Origin of the sequence: Pseudomonas sp. P1.8, from assembly GCF_001269805.1 — a bacterium.
Taxonomy (GTDB): Bacteria; Pseudomonadota; Gammaproteobacteria; order Pseudomonadales; family Pseudomonadaceae; genus Aquipseudomonas.
On the sequence record NZ_LHVM01000013.1, the window covers coordinates 715,417 to 734,456 of the forward strand.

At 59.1% G+C, this 19,040-nt stretch carries 15 protein-coding genes; 11 read left to right on the forward strand and 4 right to left on the reverse strand.

The window, feature by feature from the left end:
* Positions 1-65 precede the first annotated feature (65 nt).
* Entirely contained in the window at positions 66-929 is an 864-nt protein-coding gene (gene tsf, locus AD668_RS13850; RefSeq protein WP_053159599.1) for a translation elongation factor Ts, read from the reverse strand.
* 189 nt (positions 930-1,118) lie between these two features.
* Entirely contained in the window at positions 1,119-1,856 is a 738-nt protein-coding gene (gene rpsB / locus AD668_RS13855; RefSeq protein ID WP_003222119.1) for a 30S ribosomal protein S2, read from the reverse strand.
* Between the two features lie 371 nt (positions 1,857-2,227).
* Here rpsB and map point away from each other — a divergent pair, with 371 nt between their 5' ends.
* The 4 genes from map (at position 2,228) to AD668_RS13875 (ending at position 8,014) form a co-directional block, all read left to right on the forward strand.
* On the forward strand, positions 2,228-3,010 hold the full coding sequence (map, locus tag AD668_RS13860; protein ID WP_053159601.1) for a type I methionyl aminopeptidase: 783 nt from the start codon (positions 2,228-2,230) through the stop codon (positions 3,008-3,010).
* 41 nt (positions 3,011-3,051) lie between these two features.
* Positions 3,052-5,754 carry a [protein-PII] uridylyltransferase gene (locus tag AD668_RS13865; RefSeq protein WP_053159603.1) on the forward strand — a complete coding sequence of 901 codons (2,703 nt, stop codon included), beginning with the start codon at positions 3,052-3,054 and terminating at the stop codon, positions 5,752-5,754.
* Positions 5,755-5,916: 162 nt separating this feature from the next.
* On the forward strand, positions 5,917-7,116 hold the full coding sequence (dapC, locus tag AD668_RS13870) for a succinyldiaminopimelate transaminase (RefSeq protein ID WP_053159605.1): 1,200 nt from the start codon (positions 5,917-5,919) through the stop codon (positions 7,114-7,116).
* A 166-nt stretch (positions 7,117-7,282) separates the two neighbouring features.
* Positions 7,283-8,014, forward strand: coding sequence for a M12 family metallopeptidase (locus AD668_RS13875; protein WP_053159607.1), 732 nt, complete (start codon positions 7,283-7,285; stop codon positions 8,012-8,014).
* A gap of 16 nt (positions 8,015-8,030) precedes the next feature.
* Here the strand turns inward: AD668_RS13875 and AD668_RS13880 are convergent, their stop codons facing one another.
* Positions 8,031-9,662, reverse strand: coding sequence for a Na+/H+ antiporter (locus AD668_RS13880; protein WP_053159609.1), 1,632 nt, complete (start codon positions 9,660-9,662; stop codon positions 8,031-8,033).
* 267 nt (positions 9,663-9,929) lie between these two features.
* Between AD668_RS13880 and AD668_RS13885 the strand changes: the two genes are divergently transcribed.
* The 4 genes from AD668_RS13885 to AD668_RS13900 all read left to right on the forward strand — a co-directional run bounded on the left by AD668_RS13885 (position 9,930) and on the right by AD668_RS13900 (position 13,113).
* Complete coding sequence (locus tag AD668_RS13885) at positions 9,930-10,292, forward strand: ArsC family reductase (protein ID WP_053159611.1); 363 nt, start codon at positions 9,930-9,932, stop codon at positions 10,290-10,292.
* 32 nt (positions 10,293-10,324) lie between these two features.
* Positions 10,325-11,359, forward strand: a complete 1,035-nt coding sequence (gene dapD / locus AD668_RS13890) for a 2,3,4,5-tetrahydropyridine-2,6-dicarboxylate N-succinyltransferase (RefSeq protein WP_053159613.1) — start codon at positions 10,325-10,327, stop codon at positions 11,357-11,359.
* Between the two features lie 147 nt (positions 11,360-11,506).
* Positions 11,507-12,712 carry an aminotransferase class V-fold PLP-dependent enzyme gene (locus tag AD668_RS13895; protein WP_053159615.1) on the forward strand — a complete coding sequence of 402 codons (1,206 nt, stop codon included), beginning with the start codon at positions 11,507-11,509 and terminating at the stop codon, positions 12,710-12,712.
* Positions 12,709-13,113: a SufE family protein gene (locus tag AD668_RS13900; protein WP_053159616.1), complete on the forward strand. Its 405-nt coding sequence runs from the start codon at positions 12,709-12,711 to the stop codon at positions 13,111-13,113. The genes AD668_RS13895 and AD668_RS13900 overlap by 4 nt, the downstream gene beginning before the upstream one ends.
* Before the next feature lie 99 nt (positions 13,114-13,212).
* On the opposite strand, the gene tcdA is transcribed toward AD668_RS13900, so the two are convergent.
* Positions 13,213-14,031 (reverse strand): tRNA cyclic N6-threonylcarbamoyladenosine(37) synthase TcdA, encoded by an 819-nt coding sequence (gene tcdA / locus AD668_RS13905; RefSeq protein WP_053159875.1) that lies wholly within the window; start codon positions 14,029-14,031, stop codon positions 13,213-13,215.
* 264 nt (positions 14,032-14,295) lie between these two features.
* Between tcdA and AD668_RS13910 the strand changes: the two genes are divergently transcribed.
* From AD668_RS13910 to AD668_RS13920, 3 genes are all read left to right on the forward strand, one after another.
* Positions 14,296-16,884: a glycosyltransferase gene (locus AD668_RS13910; protein ID WP_053159617.1), complete on the forward strand. Its 2,589-nt coding sequence runs from the start codon at positions 14,296-14,298 to the stop codon at positions 16,882-16,884.
* 176 nt (positions 16,885-17,060) lie between these two features.
* Positions 17,061-18,212: a succinyl-diaminopimelate desuccinylase gene (dapE, locus tag AD668_RS13915; RefSeq protein WP_053159619.1), complete on the forward strand. Its 1,152-nt coding sequence runs from the start codon at positions 17,061-17,063 to the stop codon at positions 18,210-18,212.
* Positions 18,212-19,021 carry a putative RNA methyltransferase gene (locus AD668_RS13920; protein ID WP_053159621.1) on the forward strand — a complete coding sequence of 270 codons (810 nt, stop codon included), beginning with the start codon at positions 18,212-18,214 and terminating at the stop codon, positions 19,019-19,021. The genes dapE and AD668_RS13920 overlap by 1 nt, the downstream gene beginning before the upstream one ends.
* The last annotated feature ends 19 nt before the right edge of the window (positions 19,022-19,040 follow it).

The window sequence follows — 19,040 nt, forward strand, 5'->3', positions numbered from 1 at the left end:
CCCATCTGAAAAGAGGCTGCGCGCGTGAGCGGGCAGCCTCTTCAGGGCGACAGTTAAAAACCGTCTTATTGCTTGGCGGCAGCCAGCTGTGCAGCAACTTCTTCCGCGAAGTTGTCGACTGGCTTCTCGATGCCTTCGCCTACTTTGAAGTAGGTGAAGGAAACGATTTCAGCGCCGGCTTTCTTGGCCAATGCACCCACGGTGATTTCCGGGTTCATGACGAAAGCTTGCTCGACCAGGCTGGCTTCAGCCAGGAACTTGGTGATACGACCAGCAATCATTTTCTCAACGATTTCTGCTGGCTTGCCTTTCATCTTGTCTTCGTTCAGCGACAGGAATACGGCTTTCTCACGCTCGATGGCTTCTGGCGAAACCTGCGATGGCAGCAGGAACTCAGGGTTGCTTGCCGCCACGTGCATGGCGATTTCTTTGGCCAGCTGAACATCGCCGCCCTTGAGAACAACAGCAACGCCGATTTTGTTACCGTGCAGGTAGGTGCCGACAACGTCGCCCTCTACGCGTACCAGGCGACGAATGTTGACGTTTTCGCCAACTTTGGCCACCAGGGCTTCACGAGCCGATTCCTGAGCCGCGATCAGCGGAGCTGCGTCGGTCAGTTTTTCGTCGAAGGCTTTTTCTACGCTGGCAGCAACGAAGTTCTTGAAGTCGTCTTGCAGGGCCAGGAAGTCGGTCTGCGAGTTGACTTCCAGCAGCACGGCTGCCTTGTCGTCAGCCTTGATGGCGATAGCGCCTTCAGCGGCAACGTTGCCCGCTTTCTTGGCAGCCTTGATGGCGCCCGAAGCACGCATGTCATCAATGGCTTTCTCGATGTCGCCGCCAGCCTTGGTCAAGGCCTTTTTGCAATCCATCATGCCTTCGCCGGTACGCTCGCGCAGTTCTTTGACCAACGCTGCAGTAATCTCTGCCATTTCAAAATCCTCTTGGATAGGTTTTCAACCATTCCACCCGATCGAACGGGCGTTCAATTCTTCCCGAACCACCCTTGTTAGCTGCCGCACGTTACAGATAGAGCAGTGGGCGCCGACAAATGGTTTTCGAGGTGGCAAAAAGGGGGCCAAGCCCCCTTTTTGCTTACTGAGTCAACGCCAGGGCGTCAATTACTCAGCTGCAGCCTGAGTTTCTTCAGCTGCGAACTCTACGGTGCCGCCGGCAACGTTGTTGCGACCACGGATAACCGCGTCAGCCATCGAACCCATGTACAGCTGGATAGCGCGGATTGCGTCATCGTTGCCTGGGATGATGTAGTCAACGCCTTCCGGGCTGCTGTTGGTATCGACTACGCCGATAACCGGAATGCCCAGCTTGTTGGCTTCGGTGATCGCGATGCGCTCGTGATCAACGTCGATAACGAACAGAGCGTCTGGCAGACCGCCCATGTCTTTGATACCACCCAGGGAACGGTCCAGCTTTTCCAGGTCACGAGAGCGCATCAGCGCTTCTTTCTTGGTCAGCTTGGCGAAAGTACCGTCTTCGGCTTGCACTTCAAGGTCACGCAGACGCTTGATGGAAGCACGGATGGTTTTGAAGTTGGTCAGCATGCCGCCCAACCAGCGGTGATCGACGTACGGCGAACCGCAACGTGCTGCTTCTTCAGCAACGATCTTGCCAGCGGAACGCTTGGTGCCGACGAACAGAATCTTGTTTTTGCCCTGGGCCAGACGCTCTACGAAAGTCAGAGCTTCGTTGAACATTGGCAGGGTTTTTTCAAGGTTGATGATGTGAATCTTGTTACGCGCGCCGAAAATGTATTTACCCATTTTCGGGTTCCAGTAACGGGTCTGGTGACCGAAGTGCACACCGGCCTTCAGCATATCGCGCATATTGACTTGGGACATGATAGTTCCTTAATAAGTCGGGTTTGGCCTCCACGTATCCCAATGACCAACCAGCAGCTTCAGCTGAAGGCACCCAGGTCATCGTGTCGACACGTGTGTGGATTTAGGCTTTTCGGGGCATCCCCGGAAAGCGGCGCATTTTATATCATAAGACAGGGAAAAACGGAACCCGGATTCAAAAATCCCGGCAGGCGCTTTGCGCGGCCCCTTGGAATCAGCCAAGAATGCACCATTCTATAAAGAGAAGCGATGCACTCAGGCGCAGATTTGCGCTGATCGTCTGATAGAATCGCATTTTTCAGGGCTGCGAAGTTCGATCGCGCAACGCCCTTTCCGTTTAGAAAGCGCCTTTGAGCGCAGAGAGAGCCTGTATGACCGTCAACCTCAAAACCCCCGAGGACATCGCAAAAATGCGTGTCGCCGGCAAACTGGCCGCCGACGTACTGGAAATGATTGCCGAATATGTCAAGCCGGGCGTCACTACCGATCAGCTGAACCAGATCTGTCACGATTATATTGTCAATGAGCAGAAAGCCATCCCCGCCCCGCTCAACTACAAGGGCTACCCGAAGTCGATCTGCACCTCGATCAACCATGTGGTCTGCCACGGCATCCCGAACGACAAGCCACTGAAAGATGGCGACACCCTGAACATCGACGTCACCGTCATCAAGGACGGCTACCACGGCGACACCAGCCGCATGTTCCACGTCGGCTCCGTACCGGTCTGGGCCGAGCGCCTGTCCCAGGTGACCCAGGAGTGCATGTACAAGGCGATTGAAATCGTCAAACCCGGCTGCCGCCTGGGCGACATCGGCGAAATCATCCAGAAGCATGCCGAAAAGAACGGTTTCTCCGTGGTTCGCGAGTTCTGCGGTCACGGTATCGGCAAGGTATTCCACGAAGAACCGCAGATCCTGCATTACGGCCGCGCCGGCACTGGCATGGAGCTGAAGGCCGGCATGACCTTCACCATCGAGCCGATGATCAACCAGGGTCGCGCCGACACCAAAGTGCTGGGCGATGGCTGGACCGCGATCACCAAGGATCGCAAGCTGTCGGCACAGTGGGAACACACCCTGTTGGTGACCGACACCGGTTACGAGATCTTCACCCTGCGCAGCGATGACACCATCCCCCGCGTCTCGGCCTGATCCCGCTACCGACCCCAGCCTATAGAAAGGAAAGCCAATCGATGCCGCAGGTGGATCCCGAACTCTTCGACCGCGGCCAGTTCCAGGCTGAACTGGCCCTGAAGGCAAGCCCCATCGCTGCGTTCAAGAAGGCAATCCGCCAGGCCCGCGAAGTGCTCGACGGGCGCTTTCGCAGCGGCAGGGACATTCGTCGGCTGATCGAGGATCGCGCCTGGTTCGTCGACAACATCCTGCAAAAGGCCTGGGATCAGTTCAACTGGAGCGAGGACGCCGACATCGCGCTGGTCGCGGTCGGCGGCTACGGTCGCGGTGAGTTGCACCCTTATTCCGACATCGACTTGCTGATTCTGCTGGACAGCGCCGACCACGAAGTTTTCCGCGATTCCATCGAGCGTTTTCTGACGCTGTTGTGGGATATCGGCCTGGAAGTCGGCCAGAGTGTTCGCTCAGTCGACGAATGCGCCGTCGAGGCACGAGCTGACCTGACCGTCGTCACTAACCTGATGGAAAGCCGCACCATCGCCGGACCCGAGCACTTGCGCCAACGCATGCTGGATGTCACCAGCACCGCTCATATGTGGCCGAGCAAGGACTTCTTCCTCGCCAAGCGCGCCGAGCAAAAGGCCCGCCACCACAAGTACAACGACACCGAGTACAACCTGGAACCCAACGTCAAAGGCTCCCCCGGGGGACTACGGGATATCCAGACGATTCTTTGGGTGGCCCGCCGTGAATACGGCACCTTGAACTTGCGCGCATTGGCGGGTGAAGGTTTCCTGGTCGAGAGCGAAAACGCCTTGCTCGCCTCTTCTCAGGAGTTTCTGTGGAAGGTTCGTTACGCCCTGCATATGCTCGCCGGACGTGCCGAAGACCGCCTGCTGTTCGATCATCAGCGCACCATCGCCGGTCTGCTGGGCTTCGCCGGCGACGACGCCAAGCAAGCCATCGAAAACTTCATGCAGCAGTACTACCGGGTGGTCATGAGCATTGCCCAGCTCAGCGACCTGATCATCCAGCACTTCGAGGAAGTGATCCTCGCGCCGGAAGACGAAGCGCCGCCACAGCCGATCAATTCGCGATTCCAGTTGCACGACGGTTACATCGAGGCTCGAAACGACAACGTGTTCCGCCGTACGCCGTTCGCCATGCTCGAAATATTCGTGCTGATGGCCCAGCAACCGGAAATCAAAGGTGTTCGTGCCGACACCATTCGCCTGCTGCGCGAGAACCGTCACCTGATCGACGACGACTTTCGCAATGACATTCGCAACACCAGCCTGTTCATCGAACTGTTCAAGTGCAAGATCGGCATCCACCGCAACCTGCGCCGGATGAACCGTTACGGCATCCTTGGGCGTTATCTTCCGGAGTTCGGCTTCATCGTCGGGCAGATGCAACACGACCTGTTCCACATCTATACGGTCGACGCGCACACCCTGAACCTGATCAAACACCTGCGTAAGTTGCAGTACACCCAGGTGTCGGAAAAATTCCCGCTGGCCAGCAAAACCATGGGCAAGTTGCCCAAGCCCGAACTGATTTACATCGCCGGCCTGTACCACGACATCGGCAAGGGTCGGCATGGCGACCACTCGGACATCGGCGCCGTGGATGCCGCTGCATTTTGCCAGCGTCATCAATTGCCCGCCTGGGACAGCCGCCTGATCGTATGGCTGGTGCAAAATCACCTGATGATGTCGACCACTGCCCAGCGCAAGGACTTGTCCGACCCGCAGGTGATCCACGATTTCGCGCAGATCGTCGGTGACGAAGCCCACCTCGATTACCTATACGTGCTGACCGTCTCCGATATCAATGCCACCAACCCGACGCTATGGAATTCCTGGCGCGCCAGCCTGTTGCGCCAGCTCTACACCGAGACCAAGCGGGCACTGCGTCGCGGCCTGGAAAACCCCGTGGACCGCGAAGAGCAGATCCGCCAGACCCAAAGCGCCGCCCTCGACATCCTGGTGCGCGGTGGCACCGATCCGGACGACGTCGAGCAGTTGTGGGCGCAGTTGGGCGACGACTATTTCTTGCGTCACACCGCCGGCGACGTCGCCTGGCACACGGATGCGATCCTCCAGCAACCCGTCGACGGCGGGCCGCTGGTACTGATCAAGGAAACCACCCAGCGCGAGTTCGAGGGCGGCACGCAGATCTTCATCTACGCACCGGACCAGCATGACTTCTTTGCCGTGACCGTGGCGGCGATGGACCAGCTCAACCTGAACATTCATGACGCCCGGGTCATCACGTCCAGCAGCCAGTTCACCCTCGACACCTACATCGTGCTCGACACTGACGGTGACTCGATCGGCGATAATCCGGCGCGGGTCAAACAAATCCGCGATGGCCTGACCGAAGCCCTGCGCAATCCGGACGACTACCCGACCATCATCCAGCGTCGGGTACCACGTCAGCTCAAGCATTTCGCCTTCGCGCCCCAGGTGACGATCCACAACGACGCCCAGCGCCCGGTGACAGTGCTGGAGTTGACAGCTCCCGACCGGCCGGGCTTGCTGGCGCGAATCGGCACGATTTTCCTGGAGTTTGATCTGTCCTTGCAGAACGCCAAGATCGCCACGCTTGGCGAGCGGGTGGAAGACGTGTTCTTCATCACTGACGCACACAATCAGCCGCTGTCCGATCCATTGCTGTGCAGTCGCTTGCAGGATGCAATCGTCGAGCAGTTGAGCGTCAACCAGGAACCCGATATCAAACTGTCGCGCATCAGTATCTGACGTGAAAATGGCCCGGGCCCCCTCTGTAGGAGCGAGCATACTCGCGATGGTCATCAACGATGACGCTTGGCAGCAGGCTGAACTTCGCGACCTCGAGACCATCGCGAGCAGGCTCGCTCCTACAGTCGACCAGCGCTACCCTATACCGAACGAGATCTATCGATGAACAACGCTCTGACCCAGTTGCAGCCTTACCCTTTCGAAAAGCTCCGCGCCCTGCTCGGCAGCGTGACGCCGAACCCGGACCTGCGCCCGATTGCACTGTCCATCGGCGAGCCGAAACACCGCTCGCCAAGCTTTGTCGCCGAGGCCCTGGCCAGCAACCTGGATCAGATGGCGGTGTACCCGACCACGCTCGGCATCCCGGCGCTGCGTGAAGCCATCGCGGCCTGGTGCGAGCGTCGCTTCGGTGTTCCTGGCGGCTGGATCGACCCGGCGCGCAACGTGCTGCCGGTCAACGGCACCCGCGAGGCCCTGTTCGCCTTCACCCAGACCGTGGTCAACCGTGGCGACGACGCACTGGTGGTCAGCCCGAACCCCTTCTACCAGATTTACGAAGGCGCGGCGTTCCTCGCCGGAGCCAAGCCGCACTACCTGCCGTGCCTGGACGAAAACGGCTTCAACCCGGATTTTGACGCCGTTTCGCCAGACATCTGGAAACGCTGCCAGATTCTGTTCCTGTGCTCGCCTGGCAACCCGACTGGCGCCTTGATCCCGGTCGAGACTCTGAAAAAGCTGATCGCCTTGGCCGATGAATACGACTTCGTGATTGCTGCCGACGAGTGCTACAGCGAACTCTACTTCGACGAACAGACCCCGCCGCCAGGTTTGCTTAGCGCTTGTGTAGAACTGGGCCGCAAGGATTTCAAGCGCTGCGTGGTGTTCCACAGCCTGTCCAAGCGTTCGAACCTGCCAGGCCTGCGTTCGGGCTTTGTCGCCGGTGACGCCGACATCCTCAAGGGCTTTTTGCTCTATCGGACGTACCACGGCTGCGCTATGCCGGTGCAGACTCAACTGGCCAGCGTAGCGGCGTGGAATGACGAAGTGCACGTACGCGCCAACCGTGCGCTGTATCGCGAGAAGTTTGATGCCGTACTGGAAATTCTCAGCCCTGTGCTGGACGTGCAACGCCCGGATGGCAGCTTCTACCTGTGGCCGAACGTGGCCGGGGACGACGCTGCGTTCTGCCGCGACCTGTTCGAGCAGGAGCATGTGACTGTGGTGCCGGGCTCTTACTTGTCCCGTGAGGTGGACGGTGTCAATCCAGGTGCTGGCCGCGTGCGCATGGCACTGGTCGCGCCACTGGCCGAGTGCGTCGAGGCGGCGGAGCGCATTCGCGCATTTGTTACCCGTAACAAGTAACGGCCTCTGCCCGCATTACGCAATGTCGTGCGGGCAGTCCAACGTATGAAGTTACACTTTCCCAACTTCTAAAGTTCACCCTGCGCATACATACACCTTAATATTATTTCGCGCGCAGCAGCACGCCTCATAAACCCAACTATCACTTCATGGAAGAAGTCCGCCAATGAATAACATTGAGCACTGCACACTTATCCAATGGCCCGATCATCAGGAATCTTATGACGCAGCCATCAACGAAAGCCCCAGAAATGCAAACTATCAAACAGGCTCCCGCCGCAAGCGCTCTTTAGTTAATTATTCAAAACTGTGGGAAAATGACCGCACGTTGAAAATCGCGTTCATGGATGATCCTGACGATGAGCATAAACGCAAGATCATCGATGCGGCCAGCAAATGGTTGCCCTATATCAATCTGACTTTCGATTTCGTCGAGGGTCGAGCAGGCGAGATAAGGATCGCCACCAAAAACAACCGCAACAGTTCAATACTGGGCACCGATGCGCTATTGACTCACCCGGACTGGCCAACCATGCAACTGGGCGTAAAACCAGAACATGAAGACTTTGAGCTTATTGTCATTCACGAGTTCGGACACGCCTTGGGAGCAATGCATGAACACCAACATCCCGATGCCAATATCCCCTGGGATAAGCCGAAAGTGTATGAATTCTACAAAAACCGGGAAATGAACCCAATCGACAAGGAGGCGGTTGACATGAACATCTTTACTCCCTTCGATACAATTGAAGCGATTTATACGCCTTACGACAAAAAGTCCATCATGCATTACCCTGTTGCCAACGCCCTGACACTGGGAGACTGGGAAATCCCCCCTAATCGCAAGATCAGCAAGAAAGATAAAACAATGATGAAACTGCTCTACCCAAAACGCTGACCTTCAACAAATTTAACTAGTTGACGTGCCCCAGGTTTGCTTCACTCAAATCCAGTTCACCCAGTATTTCTCGCAATACGTCATCACCAATCTGGTGATGACGGCTGAGGCTGTACAACTCCAGTCGCTGAGCCTTCAAAGCCTTCAAACGCAAACGCCGCTCCAGCAAATCCATCTGAAAGGCCAGCGCCTGGGCTTCGGCCGAATCGTTGAACACCTCCAGCTGATGGCGATATTCAGACATGATCCGGGCCTTCAGTTCGACGGCCAGTGCTGCCTCTGCCGCATCCTGGGCACCGGCCTCTTCAACTTCCAGTGCATGAATGGCCGCTTCAGCCGTTTTGCGCCACGCTTCGCGCACTTCGTGGCGACGCTTGTCGTCCGGGCTGGTTTCAACACCCCGCAGCAACAGCGGCAAAGCGATACAGGCTGCGATCAGCGACAACAGGATCACGCCGGCGGCGATAAAGATCAGCAGGTCGCGCTCCGGAAATACCACCCCGCCCATCAGCAGCGGCACCGACATCACACCCGCCAGCGTCACCGCTCCGCGCACACCACCCACGGTCAACAACCAGCAGGACCGCGTTGTCGGCACATGAGTCATTTCGCCCTTGCCACGCAGACGGCGCAAAAAAACCGACAATCGCCAGGTGCTCTGCACCCAGACGAATCGCAATATCAGCAGCACCAGGAAAATCGCGACGACATCAAAACAGCGATACAGCAGCGTCGGCCATAGCGACGTTTCATGACTGGCCACCGCCTTGATGATGTCCGGCAACTGCAAACCCAACAGAAGAAAAATCAGGCCGTTGAAGGCAAACTCCAGCAACGACCAGACGCTGCGATTGAGTAGCCGGGTGCTGGTCTGACGCGGCAGCAGGTCAAGCCAGCTTTGCATCATGCCCGCTGCGACCGCCGACAGAATGCCCGACGCCCCAAGCTGTTCGGCCAGCACATATGCCGCAAACGGCAGCAACAACATGAAGACCACATGGGTAGCCGGATCATCCCAACCGCGGTTGATCATCCACGCCCGAAGACGGCCGACCAGCCAGCTAAGCGCCACGCCAACAGCCAACCCTCCAACCGCGACCAACACAAACGCCAGACTGGCATTGGTCAGTGAAAACACGCCCGTCACGGCCGCCACCAGAGCAAACTTGAACGTCACAAGACCCGAGGCGTCATTCATCAACGCTTCGCCCTGCAGCATGTGCATCAGTGGTGTCGGTAGCCGATTGCGCGCAATGGCCGAGACCGCGACCGCATCCGTCGGCGACAACACCGCCGCCAGCGCAAACGCCACGGGCAGTGGCACGCTGGGCAGCAACCAGTGAATGAAATATCCGGCCCCCACTACCGTAAACAACACCAACCCCACCGCCAACGTCAGGATAGGCCCGCGCAAGCGCCAGAATTCGCGCTTGGGCATACGCCAGCCGTCGGAAAACAACAGCGGCGGCAAGAACAGAAAAAGGAACAACTCCGGATCCAGCACCACATGCAGGCCCAGCGTCGGCCAGGCGAGCAACGCACCGGCGGCAATTTGCACCAGTGGCAACGGCAGCGGGATCACTCGCCCGATCAGGCGTGAAACGCCGACCAGCATCAGCAGGATCAGGACGGTATAAGCGGTTTGCATAAAGCGAGGTTCCCGGGCAATCGACAGCGTTGAAGTGCCATATTAGACGCTTAGACTACCGGTGGCCCTTGCACCTATGTCGCACCCGCAAGCACCACACCCCCTGCAGGAGCGAGCCTGCTCGCGATAGCAGTGGTTCAGTCAGCAGAAGTGTCGGCTGTAATGCCGCATCGCCAGCAGGCCCCCACAGGGTTTTGGGTTTTAACTTCAGGGTCATGGCATAATCCGTCACCTTTTATTTACAGCACCTGCAAAGGGGGCAATTCCTTGACCGTTTCAAGCAAAACGTTGCACCTTTTCGGCATCAAAGCCTGCGACACCATGAAAAAAGCGCGCACCTGGCTCGATGAACACGCAGTCAGCTACGACTTCCATGACTACAAAACGGTCGGAATCGACCGTGAACACCTGACCCAATGGTGCAACGAGCACGGCTGGGAAGTGGTGTTGAACCGTGCAGGCACGACCTTTCGCAAACTCGACGACGAACGCAAAGCCGATCTCGACCAGCCGAAAGCCATCGAGCTGATGCTCGCACAACCCTCGATGATCAAGCGCCCGGTGCTCGATCTCGGTGACCGAACCCTGATTGGCTTCAAGCCAGATATCTACGCGGCCGCACTCAAGTAAGCAGCCCGTTCCATTTTGTTAGAGGTATCAACATGTCTACTACCCTGTTCAGCCTGGCCTTCGGTGTCGGCACTCAAAACCGTCAAGGCGCCTGGCTGGAAGTGTTCTACGCCGCCCCGGTGCTCAACCCATCGGCCGAAGTCGTAGCCGCCATCGCGCCAATCCTGGGCTACACCGAAGGCAATCAGGCCATCGCGTTCAGCACCACTCAAGCTTCGCAACTGGCTGAAGCGCTCAAGGGCGTCGATGCTGCCCAGGCTGCCTTGCTGACCCGTCTGGCCGAGAGCCACAAGCCGCTGGTCGCGACTTTACTGGCAGAAGATGCCCAGTTGTCGTCCACGCCTGAGGCCTACCTCAAGCTGCACCTGCTGTCCCATCGCCTGGTCAAGCCACACGGCCTGAACCTGGCGGGCATTTTCCCGTTGCTGCCAAACGTGGCGTGGACCAGCCAGGGCGCAATCGACCTGGCCGAGCTGGCCGAACATCAACTCGAAGCACGCCTGCGCGGCGACCTGCTGGAAGTGTTCTCGGTCGACAAATTCCCGAAAATGACCGACTACGTGGTTCCGGCCGGGGTGCGTATCGCTGACGCTGCACGTATCCGCCTGGGCGCTTACGTGGGTGAAGGCACCACCGTGATGCACGAAGGTTTCGTCAACTTCAACGCCGGCACCGAAGGCCCGGGCATGATCGAAGGCCGCGTATCGGCAGGCGTGTTCGTCGGCAAGGGCTCTGACCTGGGCGGCGGTTGCTCGACCATGGGCACCCTGTCGGGCGGCGGCAACATTGTGATCAAGGTCGGCGAAGGCTGCCTGATCGGCGCCAACGCCGGTATCGGTATTCCGTTGGGCGACCGCAACACCGTCGAGTCGGGCCTGTACGTCACCGCCGGCACCAAAGTGGCGCTGCTGGACGAGAACAACCAGCTGGTCAAAGTCGTGAAGGCCCGTGAACTGGCCGGTCAACCTGACCTGTTGTTCCGTCGCAATTCGCAAACCGGTGCCGTGGAATGCAAAACCCACAAATCGGCCATCGAACTGAACGAAGCGCTGCACGCTCACAACTAAGCCACACGACCACCCGCACCTCTGTAGGAGCGAGCTTGCTCGCGATGGACGTCAACGATAACGCGCGGCATCAGACAGCCCGTGTCGTCCACGCGTCCATCGCGAGCAAGCTCGCTCCTACAAGGGGCAGGCGTACAGGCGAACAACATGATGATTCTCTCCCCCTGGCGCGCCGATTTTCCGGCCATCGCCGCCCTCCAACGGCAAGGCCAGACCTATCTGGACAACGCCGCCACTACGCAGAAACCTCAAGCCCTGCTGGATGCGCTGGCGCATTACTACGTCAACGGCGCGGCCAACGTGCATCGGGCGCAACATTTGCCCGGCGCCCACGCCACTCAGGCATTCGAGGACAGCCGTCGCAAAGTCGCGCAATGGCTGAATGCTGGCGATAGCGGTCAGATCATCTTTACCCACGGCGCGACGTCCGCGTTGAATCTCCTGGCCTACGGCCTGGAACATCTATTCCATCCGGGCGATGAGATCGTCATCAGCGCCCTGGAGCATCACGCCAACCTGCTGCCGTGGCAGCAACTGGCACACCGTCGCGACGTGAAACTGGTGATTCTGCCGCTGGATGCCAACGGCGTGATCGACCTTGAAGTTGCCGCAGGCTTGATCGGCCCGCGTACGCGCCTGTTGGCTATCAGTCAGCTGTCCAACGTGATTGGTGCCTGGCAACCCTTGCCCGAGCTGTTGACGATGGCCAAAGCTCGTAACGCTTTGACCGTGATCGACGGCGCCCAAGGCGTGGTCCATGGCCGCCACGACGTGCAAGCGCTGGGCTGCGATTTCTATGTATTTTCCAGCCATAAACTCTACGGCCCCGATGGGCTGGGCGTGCTGTTCGGGCGCAATGAAGCGCTGCAACAGCTGCGTCATTGGCAGTTCGGTGGCGAGATGGTACTGGACGCCAATTATCACGACGCTCGCTTCCGCCCGGCGCCGCTGGGTTTCGAGGCCGGTACGCCACCGATTTCCAGCGTGATCGGTCTGGGCGCAACCCTGGATTACCTCTCGGAACTCGACCAGAACGCCCTGTCCACTCACGAAGCCGCGTTGCATGACTGTCTGCTCAAAGGTCTTACGGCCCGCAACGGCATCCGTCTGCTGGGCAAGCCACAACTGGCGCTGGCCAGTTTTACCGTCGAGGGTGTGCATAACTCGGACTTGGCACATTTGCTGACCGAACAAGGGATCGCGGTGCGTGCCGGCCATCACTGCGCCATGCCGCTGCTCAAAAGCTATGAATTGGCCGGGGCAATTCGGGTGTCGTTGGCGTTGTACAACGACTCCGAAGACCTGGAACGGTTCTTTATCGCGCTGGATCAGGCGCTGGAGTTATTGCGATGAGCTTGCCTGCCGATGCTGTCACAGCGCTTGAAGTCTTTCGGGCGGCCGCTGGCTGGGAACAACGCGCACGACTGTTGATGCAGTGGGGCGAACGCTTGCCAGCGTTGGTTGATGCCCAAATGTGCGACGCCAACCGGGTGCACGGCTGTGAAAGTCAGGTGTGGTTGGTAGGTGAGTTGCGCGAAGGCCATTGGCAGTTCCACGCCAGCAGCGATGCGCGTTTGATTCGTGGATTGGTGGCGCTGTTACTGGCGCGGGTCAACGGGTTGTCGGCGGCCGAGTTGCAGCAGGTGGACTTGGCGGACTGGTTCAATCAGTTGGGACTGGGCCGACAGTTATCCGAGTCGCGCAGTAATGGCTTGAATGCGGTGCTTCAGCGGATGCGGGAAATATCCTTGTAGGAGTCGGCTTCCTCGCGATCCGCGCACCGCGCACCGCGCACCGCGGTGTATCAGGACTGCCGCCATCGCTGGCAAGCCAGCTCCTACAGCGGATACATTTTAAACCCGCGGTTTGACCCGCTCCGCCGGCCGCCGAACGCCCGCCACAATCTTATCCACAGCCTTGGTCGCCGCGACCATGCCGAACGTGGCTGTCACCATCATGACCGCGCCAAACCCGCCGGCGCAGTCGAGCTTCACGCCATCCCCGACAAAACTTTTCTGCAAGCAAATGCTGCCATCCGGTTTCGGGTAACGCAGTTGCTCGGTGGAAAATACGCACGGCACGCTGTAATGGCGGGTTACGGTGCGGGAGAAACCGTAATCACGGCGCAAAGTGGAGCGCACTTTCGAGGCCAATGGATCATTGAACGTGCGGTTCAGGTCGCAGACCTGGATGAGCGTCGGGTCAATCTGCCCGCCCGCGCCGCCCGTGGTGATGATCTGGATCTTGCGGCGTTTGCACCAGGCGATCAGCGCCGCTTTCGCATTGACGCTGTCGATGCAGTCGATCACGCAATCGATGTCGGGCGTGATGTATTGGGCCATGGTGTCGCGGGTGACGAAGTCCGGCACCGCATGCACCGTGCACTGCGGGTTGATCCCGCGCAGACGCTCGGCCATCACCTCGACCTTGGGCTTGCCGACCGTACTGTCGAGCGCATGCAACTGGCGGTTGGCGTTACTGACGCACACGTCGTCGAGGTCGAACAGCGAAATCTCGCCGACGCCGCAACGGGCCATGGCTTCCGCCGCCCACGAACCGACGCCGCCCACGCCGACGATTGCCACATGAGCTGCTTTCAAGCGCTCAAGACCTTCGATGCCATACAAACGGGCGATGCCAGCAAACCGTGGATCTTCTGTACTCATGACCAACACCTCAAAAACCGGCGCGCATTATAGGGCTGTCGGCGGCCAAGAGCATCATTACGCTATGAACGGGTAACTTCCACGTAAACACCATCGAACGAAGATTTGTCCTACACGCTCTAACGAAAGAACTTAAAGAGACTTGGGTTGCCCAACGTCCGGCAATTCCTTGTCTGCTGTACGACAAAAGAATACCCGGTGTAGGATGCGCGCCCCTTGGCGACGGCCAACCGTTCCTCCGTTCCACAGTCTTTGGAACCCGAAATAACTATGTCATCGCGTAAATTTGGACTCAACCTGGTGGTGGTGCTCGCCATCGCTGCCTTGTTTACCGGCTTCTGGGCGCTGATCAATCGCCCGGTCACTGCCCCCAACTGGCCCGAACAGATCTCCGGCTTCTCGTATTCGCCATTCCAGCAGGGTCAATTCCCGCAGAAGGAACAGTACCCGACCGACGATCAGATGCGTCGCGATCTGGAGATCATGAGCAAGCTGACGGACAACATCCGTACTTACTCGGTGGATGGCACGCTTGAGAACATCCCCAAACTGGCGGAAGAGTTCGGCCTGCGGGTGACGCTGGGGATCTGGATCAGCCCCGATCAGGAACGCAACGAACGGGAAATCACCCGCGCCATCGAAATCGCCAACTCCTCGCGCAGCGTGGTTCGCGTAGTCGTCGGCAACGAGGCACTGTTCCGTAAGGAAATTACCGCCCAGGAACTCAGCGTCTTGCTGGACCGTGTGCGTGCCGCTGTGAAGGTGCCGGTGACCACGTCGGAGCAATGGCACGTCTGGGAAGAACACCCTGAACTGGCCAAGCACGTCGACCTGATCGCCGCTCACGTGCTGCCGTACTGGGAATTCATTCCGATGGACAAGGCAGGGCAGTTCGTCCTCGACCGCGCCCGCGACCTGAAAAAGATGTTCCCGAAAAAACCGCTGCTGCTGTCCGAAGTGGGCTGGCCGAGCAACGGCCGCATGCGCGGTGGCGCCGATGCGTCGCCGGCAGACCAGGCAATCTACCTGCGCACCCTGGTCAACAAGCTCAACCGCCAGGGTTTCAACTACTTCGTGATCGAAGCATTTGACCAGCCATGGAAAGCCAGCGACGAAGGCTCGGTGGGCGCTTATTGGGGCGTGTTCAACGCCGCGCGCCAGCAGAAATTCAACTTCGAAGGCCCGGTGGTAGCAATCCCTCAATGGCGCGTGCTGGCCATCGGCTCGGTGGTTCTGGCATTGCTGTCATTGACGCTGCTGATGATCGACGGTTCGGCCCTGCGTCAACGTGGCCGCACTTTCCTGACCTTCATCGCCTTCTTGTGCGGCTCGGTGCTGGTGTGGATCGGTTACGACTACAGCCAGCAATACAGCACCTGGTTCAGCCTGACGGTCGGCTTTTTGCTCGCCCTCGGCGCGCTCGGGGTGTTCATCGTCTTGCTGACCGAAGCCCATGAATTGGCCGAAGCCGTCTGGGTGCACAAGCGTCGCCGTGAATTCCTGCCGGTGGTGGGCGATTCCACGTACCGCCCGAAAGTCTCGATCCACGTACCTTGCTACAACGAGCCGCCGGAGATGGTCAAACAGACCCTCAACGCCCTGGCCAACCTCGACTATCCGGATTTCGAAGTCCTGATTATCGACAACAACACCAAGGATCCGGCCGTGTGGGAACCGGTGCGCGACTACTGCGAAACCCTCGGTCCGCGCTTCAAGTTCTTCCACGTTGCACCGCTCGCCGGCTTCAAGGGCGGCGCGCTGAACTACCTGATTCCGCACACCGCCAAGGACGCCGAAGTGATCGCGGTGATCGACTCGGACTACTGCGTACACCCGAACTGGCTCAAGCACATGGTGCCGCACTTCGCCGACCCGAAAATCGCCGTGGTGCAATCGCCGCAGGATTATCGCGACCAGAACGAAAGCACTTTCAAGAAGCTTTGCTACGCCGAGTACAAAGGCTTCTTCCACATCGGCATGGTCACCCGCAATGACCGTGATGCGATCATCCAGCACGGCACCATGACCATGACCCGTCGTTCGGTGCTCGAAGAACTGGGCTGGGCCGACTGGTGCATCTGTGAAGACGCCGAACTGGGTTTGCGCGTGTTCGAGAAAGGCCTGTCGGCGGCGTATTACCACGACAGCTACGGCAAAGGCCTGATGCCCGATACCTTTATCGACTTCAAGAAGCAGCGTTTCCGCTGGGCCTACGGGGCGATTCAGATCATCAAGCGTCACACTGCCAGCCTGCTGCGCGGCAAGGACACCGAACTGACCCGTGGCCAGCGTTATCACTTCCTTGCGGGCTGGTTGCCGTGGGTTGCGGATGGCATGAACATCTTCTTCACCGTCGGCGCCCTGCTGTGGTCGGCAGCAATGATCATCGTGCCGCAACGGGTCGATCCGCCGCTGCTGATCTTCGCAATCCCGCCGTTGGCGCTGTTCGTGTTCAAGGTCGGCAAGATCATCTTCCTGTACCGCCGCGCAGTGGGCGTGAATCTGAAGGATGCGTTCTGCGCGGCACTGGCCGGGCTGGCGCTGTCGCACACCATCGCCAAAGCGGTGCTGTACGGTTTCTTCACCAGCAGCATTCCGTTCTTCCGCACGCCGAAAAACGCCGATAACCATGGCTTCTGGGTGGCGATTTCGGAAGCCCGTGAAGAGATGTTCATCATGCTGCTGTTGTGGAGCGCCGCGCTGGGGATCTATCTGGTGAACGGCCTGCCGAGCAACGACATGCGCTTCTGGGTCACCATGCTGCTGGTGCAGTCGCTGCCGTACGTCGCGGCGCTGATCATGGCGTTCCTGTCTTCGCTGCCCAAACCTTCGGCGCAGCCTGAGATCGCAGCGGCATAATCCGTTGCGGATAACGTCAAACGGCGGCCTTCGGGTCGCCGTTTTGCTTTAGAATGATCGCCCTTTTGCACTGTAGGAGCTGCCGAAGGCTGCGATCTTTTAATCTACAACAGCAAAAGATCGCAGCCTTCGGCAGCTCCTACAGGTTTATTGTGCTGCACAGATCGGAGTTTTCCATGACGGCCTACGCCGACCTTTCGCCGACCCTCCAACTCGCCATCGACCTGATCCGCCGTCCGTCCGTGACGCCGGTTGACGCCGATTGCCAGAAGCAGATGATGCAGCGCCTGGGCGATGCCGGTTTCGCACTGGAGCCGATGCGCATCGAAGATGTGGATAACTTCTGGGCGACCCACGGCAAACATGACGGCCCGGTGCTGTGCTTCGCCGGCCACACCGATGTGGTGCCAACCGGTCCGGTCGCCGCCTGGCAGATCGAACCGTTCAATGCACTGATCGACGAACACGGCATGCTTTGCGGCCGTGGCGCAGCGGACATGAAAGGCAGCCTGGCTTCCATGACTGTCGCCGCCGAACGCTTCGTCGCTGACTACCCGGATCACAAGGGCAAGGTCGCGTTCCTGATCACCAGTGACGAAGAAGGCCCTGCGCATCACGGCACCAAAGCGGTGGTTGAGCGCCTCGTCGCACGCAAGGAGCGTCTGGACTGGTGCATCGTCGGCGAACCATCGAGCACCACGCTGGTCGGTGACGTGGTCAAGAACGGCCGTCGCGGCTCGCTCGGCGCCAAACTGACCGTCAAAGGTGTGCAAGGTCACGTGGCCTACCCGCATCTGGCCAAGAACCCGATCCACCTCGCCGCCCCGGCCCTCGCCGAATTGGCCGCCGAGCATTGGGACCACGGCAACGATTTCTTCCCGCCAACCAGTTTCCAGATTTCCAACGTAAACTCCGGCACTGGCGCAACCAATGTCATCCCCGGTGACCTGGTGGCGGTGTTCAACTTCCGTTTCTCCACCGAGTCCACCGTTGAAGGCCTGCAAAAACGCGTCGCCGACATCCTCGACAAGCATGGCCTGGACTGGCACGTCGATTGGGCATTGTCCGGTCTGCCATTCCTCACCGAACCGGGCGCATTGCTCGATGCAGTGTCGTCGAGCATCAAGGACATCACAGGACGCGAAACCAAGGCTTCCACCAGCGGTGGCACGTCCGACGGCCGCTTCATTGCGACCATGGGCACGCAAGTGGTTGAGTTGGGGCCGGTCAACGCGACCATCCACCAGGTCAACGAACGCGTGCTGGCCGCTGACCTCGATGTGCTGACCGAGATCTACTATCAGACCCTGATCAAGTTGCTCGCCTGATGCTTTCTTGCCCAATCTGTAGCGAACCGCTCAATGCGGTGGACAACGGCGTGGTGTGCCCTGCCGGGCACCGCTTTGACCGTGCACGTCAGGGTTACCTGAACCTGTTGCCGGTACAGCACAAGAACAGCCGTGACCCTGGGGATAACCAGGCGATGGTCGAGGCACGCCGTGATTTCTTGAACGCCGGCCACTATGCGCCGGTGGCCAAGCGTCTGGCGGAGCTGGCAGCCAGCTATGCGCCGCAGCGCTGGCTCGACATTGGTTGTGGCGAGGGTTACTACACCGCGCAAATTGCCGAAGCCCTGCCGAACGCCGAAGGCTATGCACTGGACATCTCTCGCGAGGCGGTCAAACGCGCCTGCAAACGCAATCCGCAACTGACCTGGTTGATTGCCAGCATGGCGCGGGTGCCGCTGGCCTCGGACAGCTGCCAGTTTCTGGCCAGCGTCTTCAGCCCATTGGATTGGGAAGAAGCCAAACGCCTGCTCAGCGTCGGCGGCGGCCTGATGAAAGTCGGACCGACTAGCGGCCATCTGATGGAATTGCGCGAGCGTTTGTACGACGAAGTGCGCGAATACATTGACGACAAGCATCTGGATCTGGTGCCCGAAGGCATGGCGCTGGCGCACAGCGAGACGCTGACGTTCAAGCTGACGCTGGACAAGCCGCAGGACCGCGCCAACCTGTTGGCGATGACACCCCACGGCTGGCGCGCCAGTGCCGAACGCCGGGCGGCAGTCATCGAACAGGCCGAGCCGTTCGAGGTCACGGTGTCGATGCGCTACGATTATTTCGTACTTCAATAACTTTTTGGTTCCGGGCGAG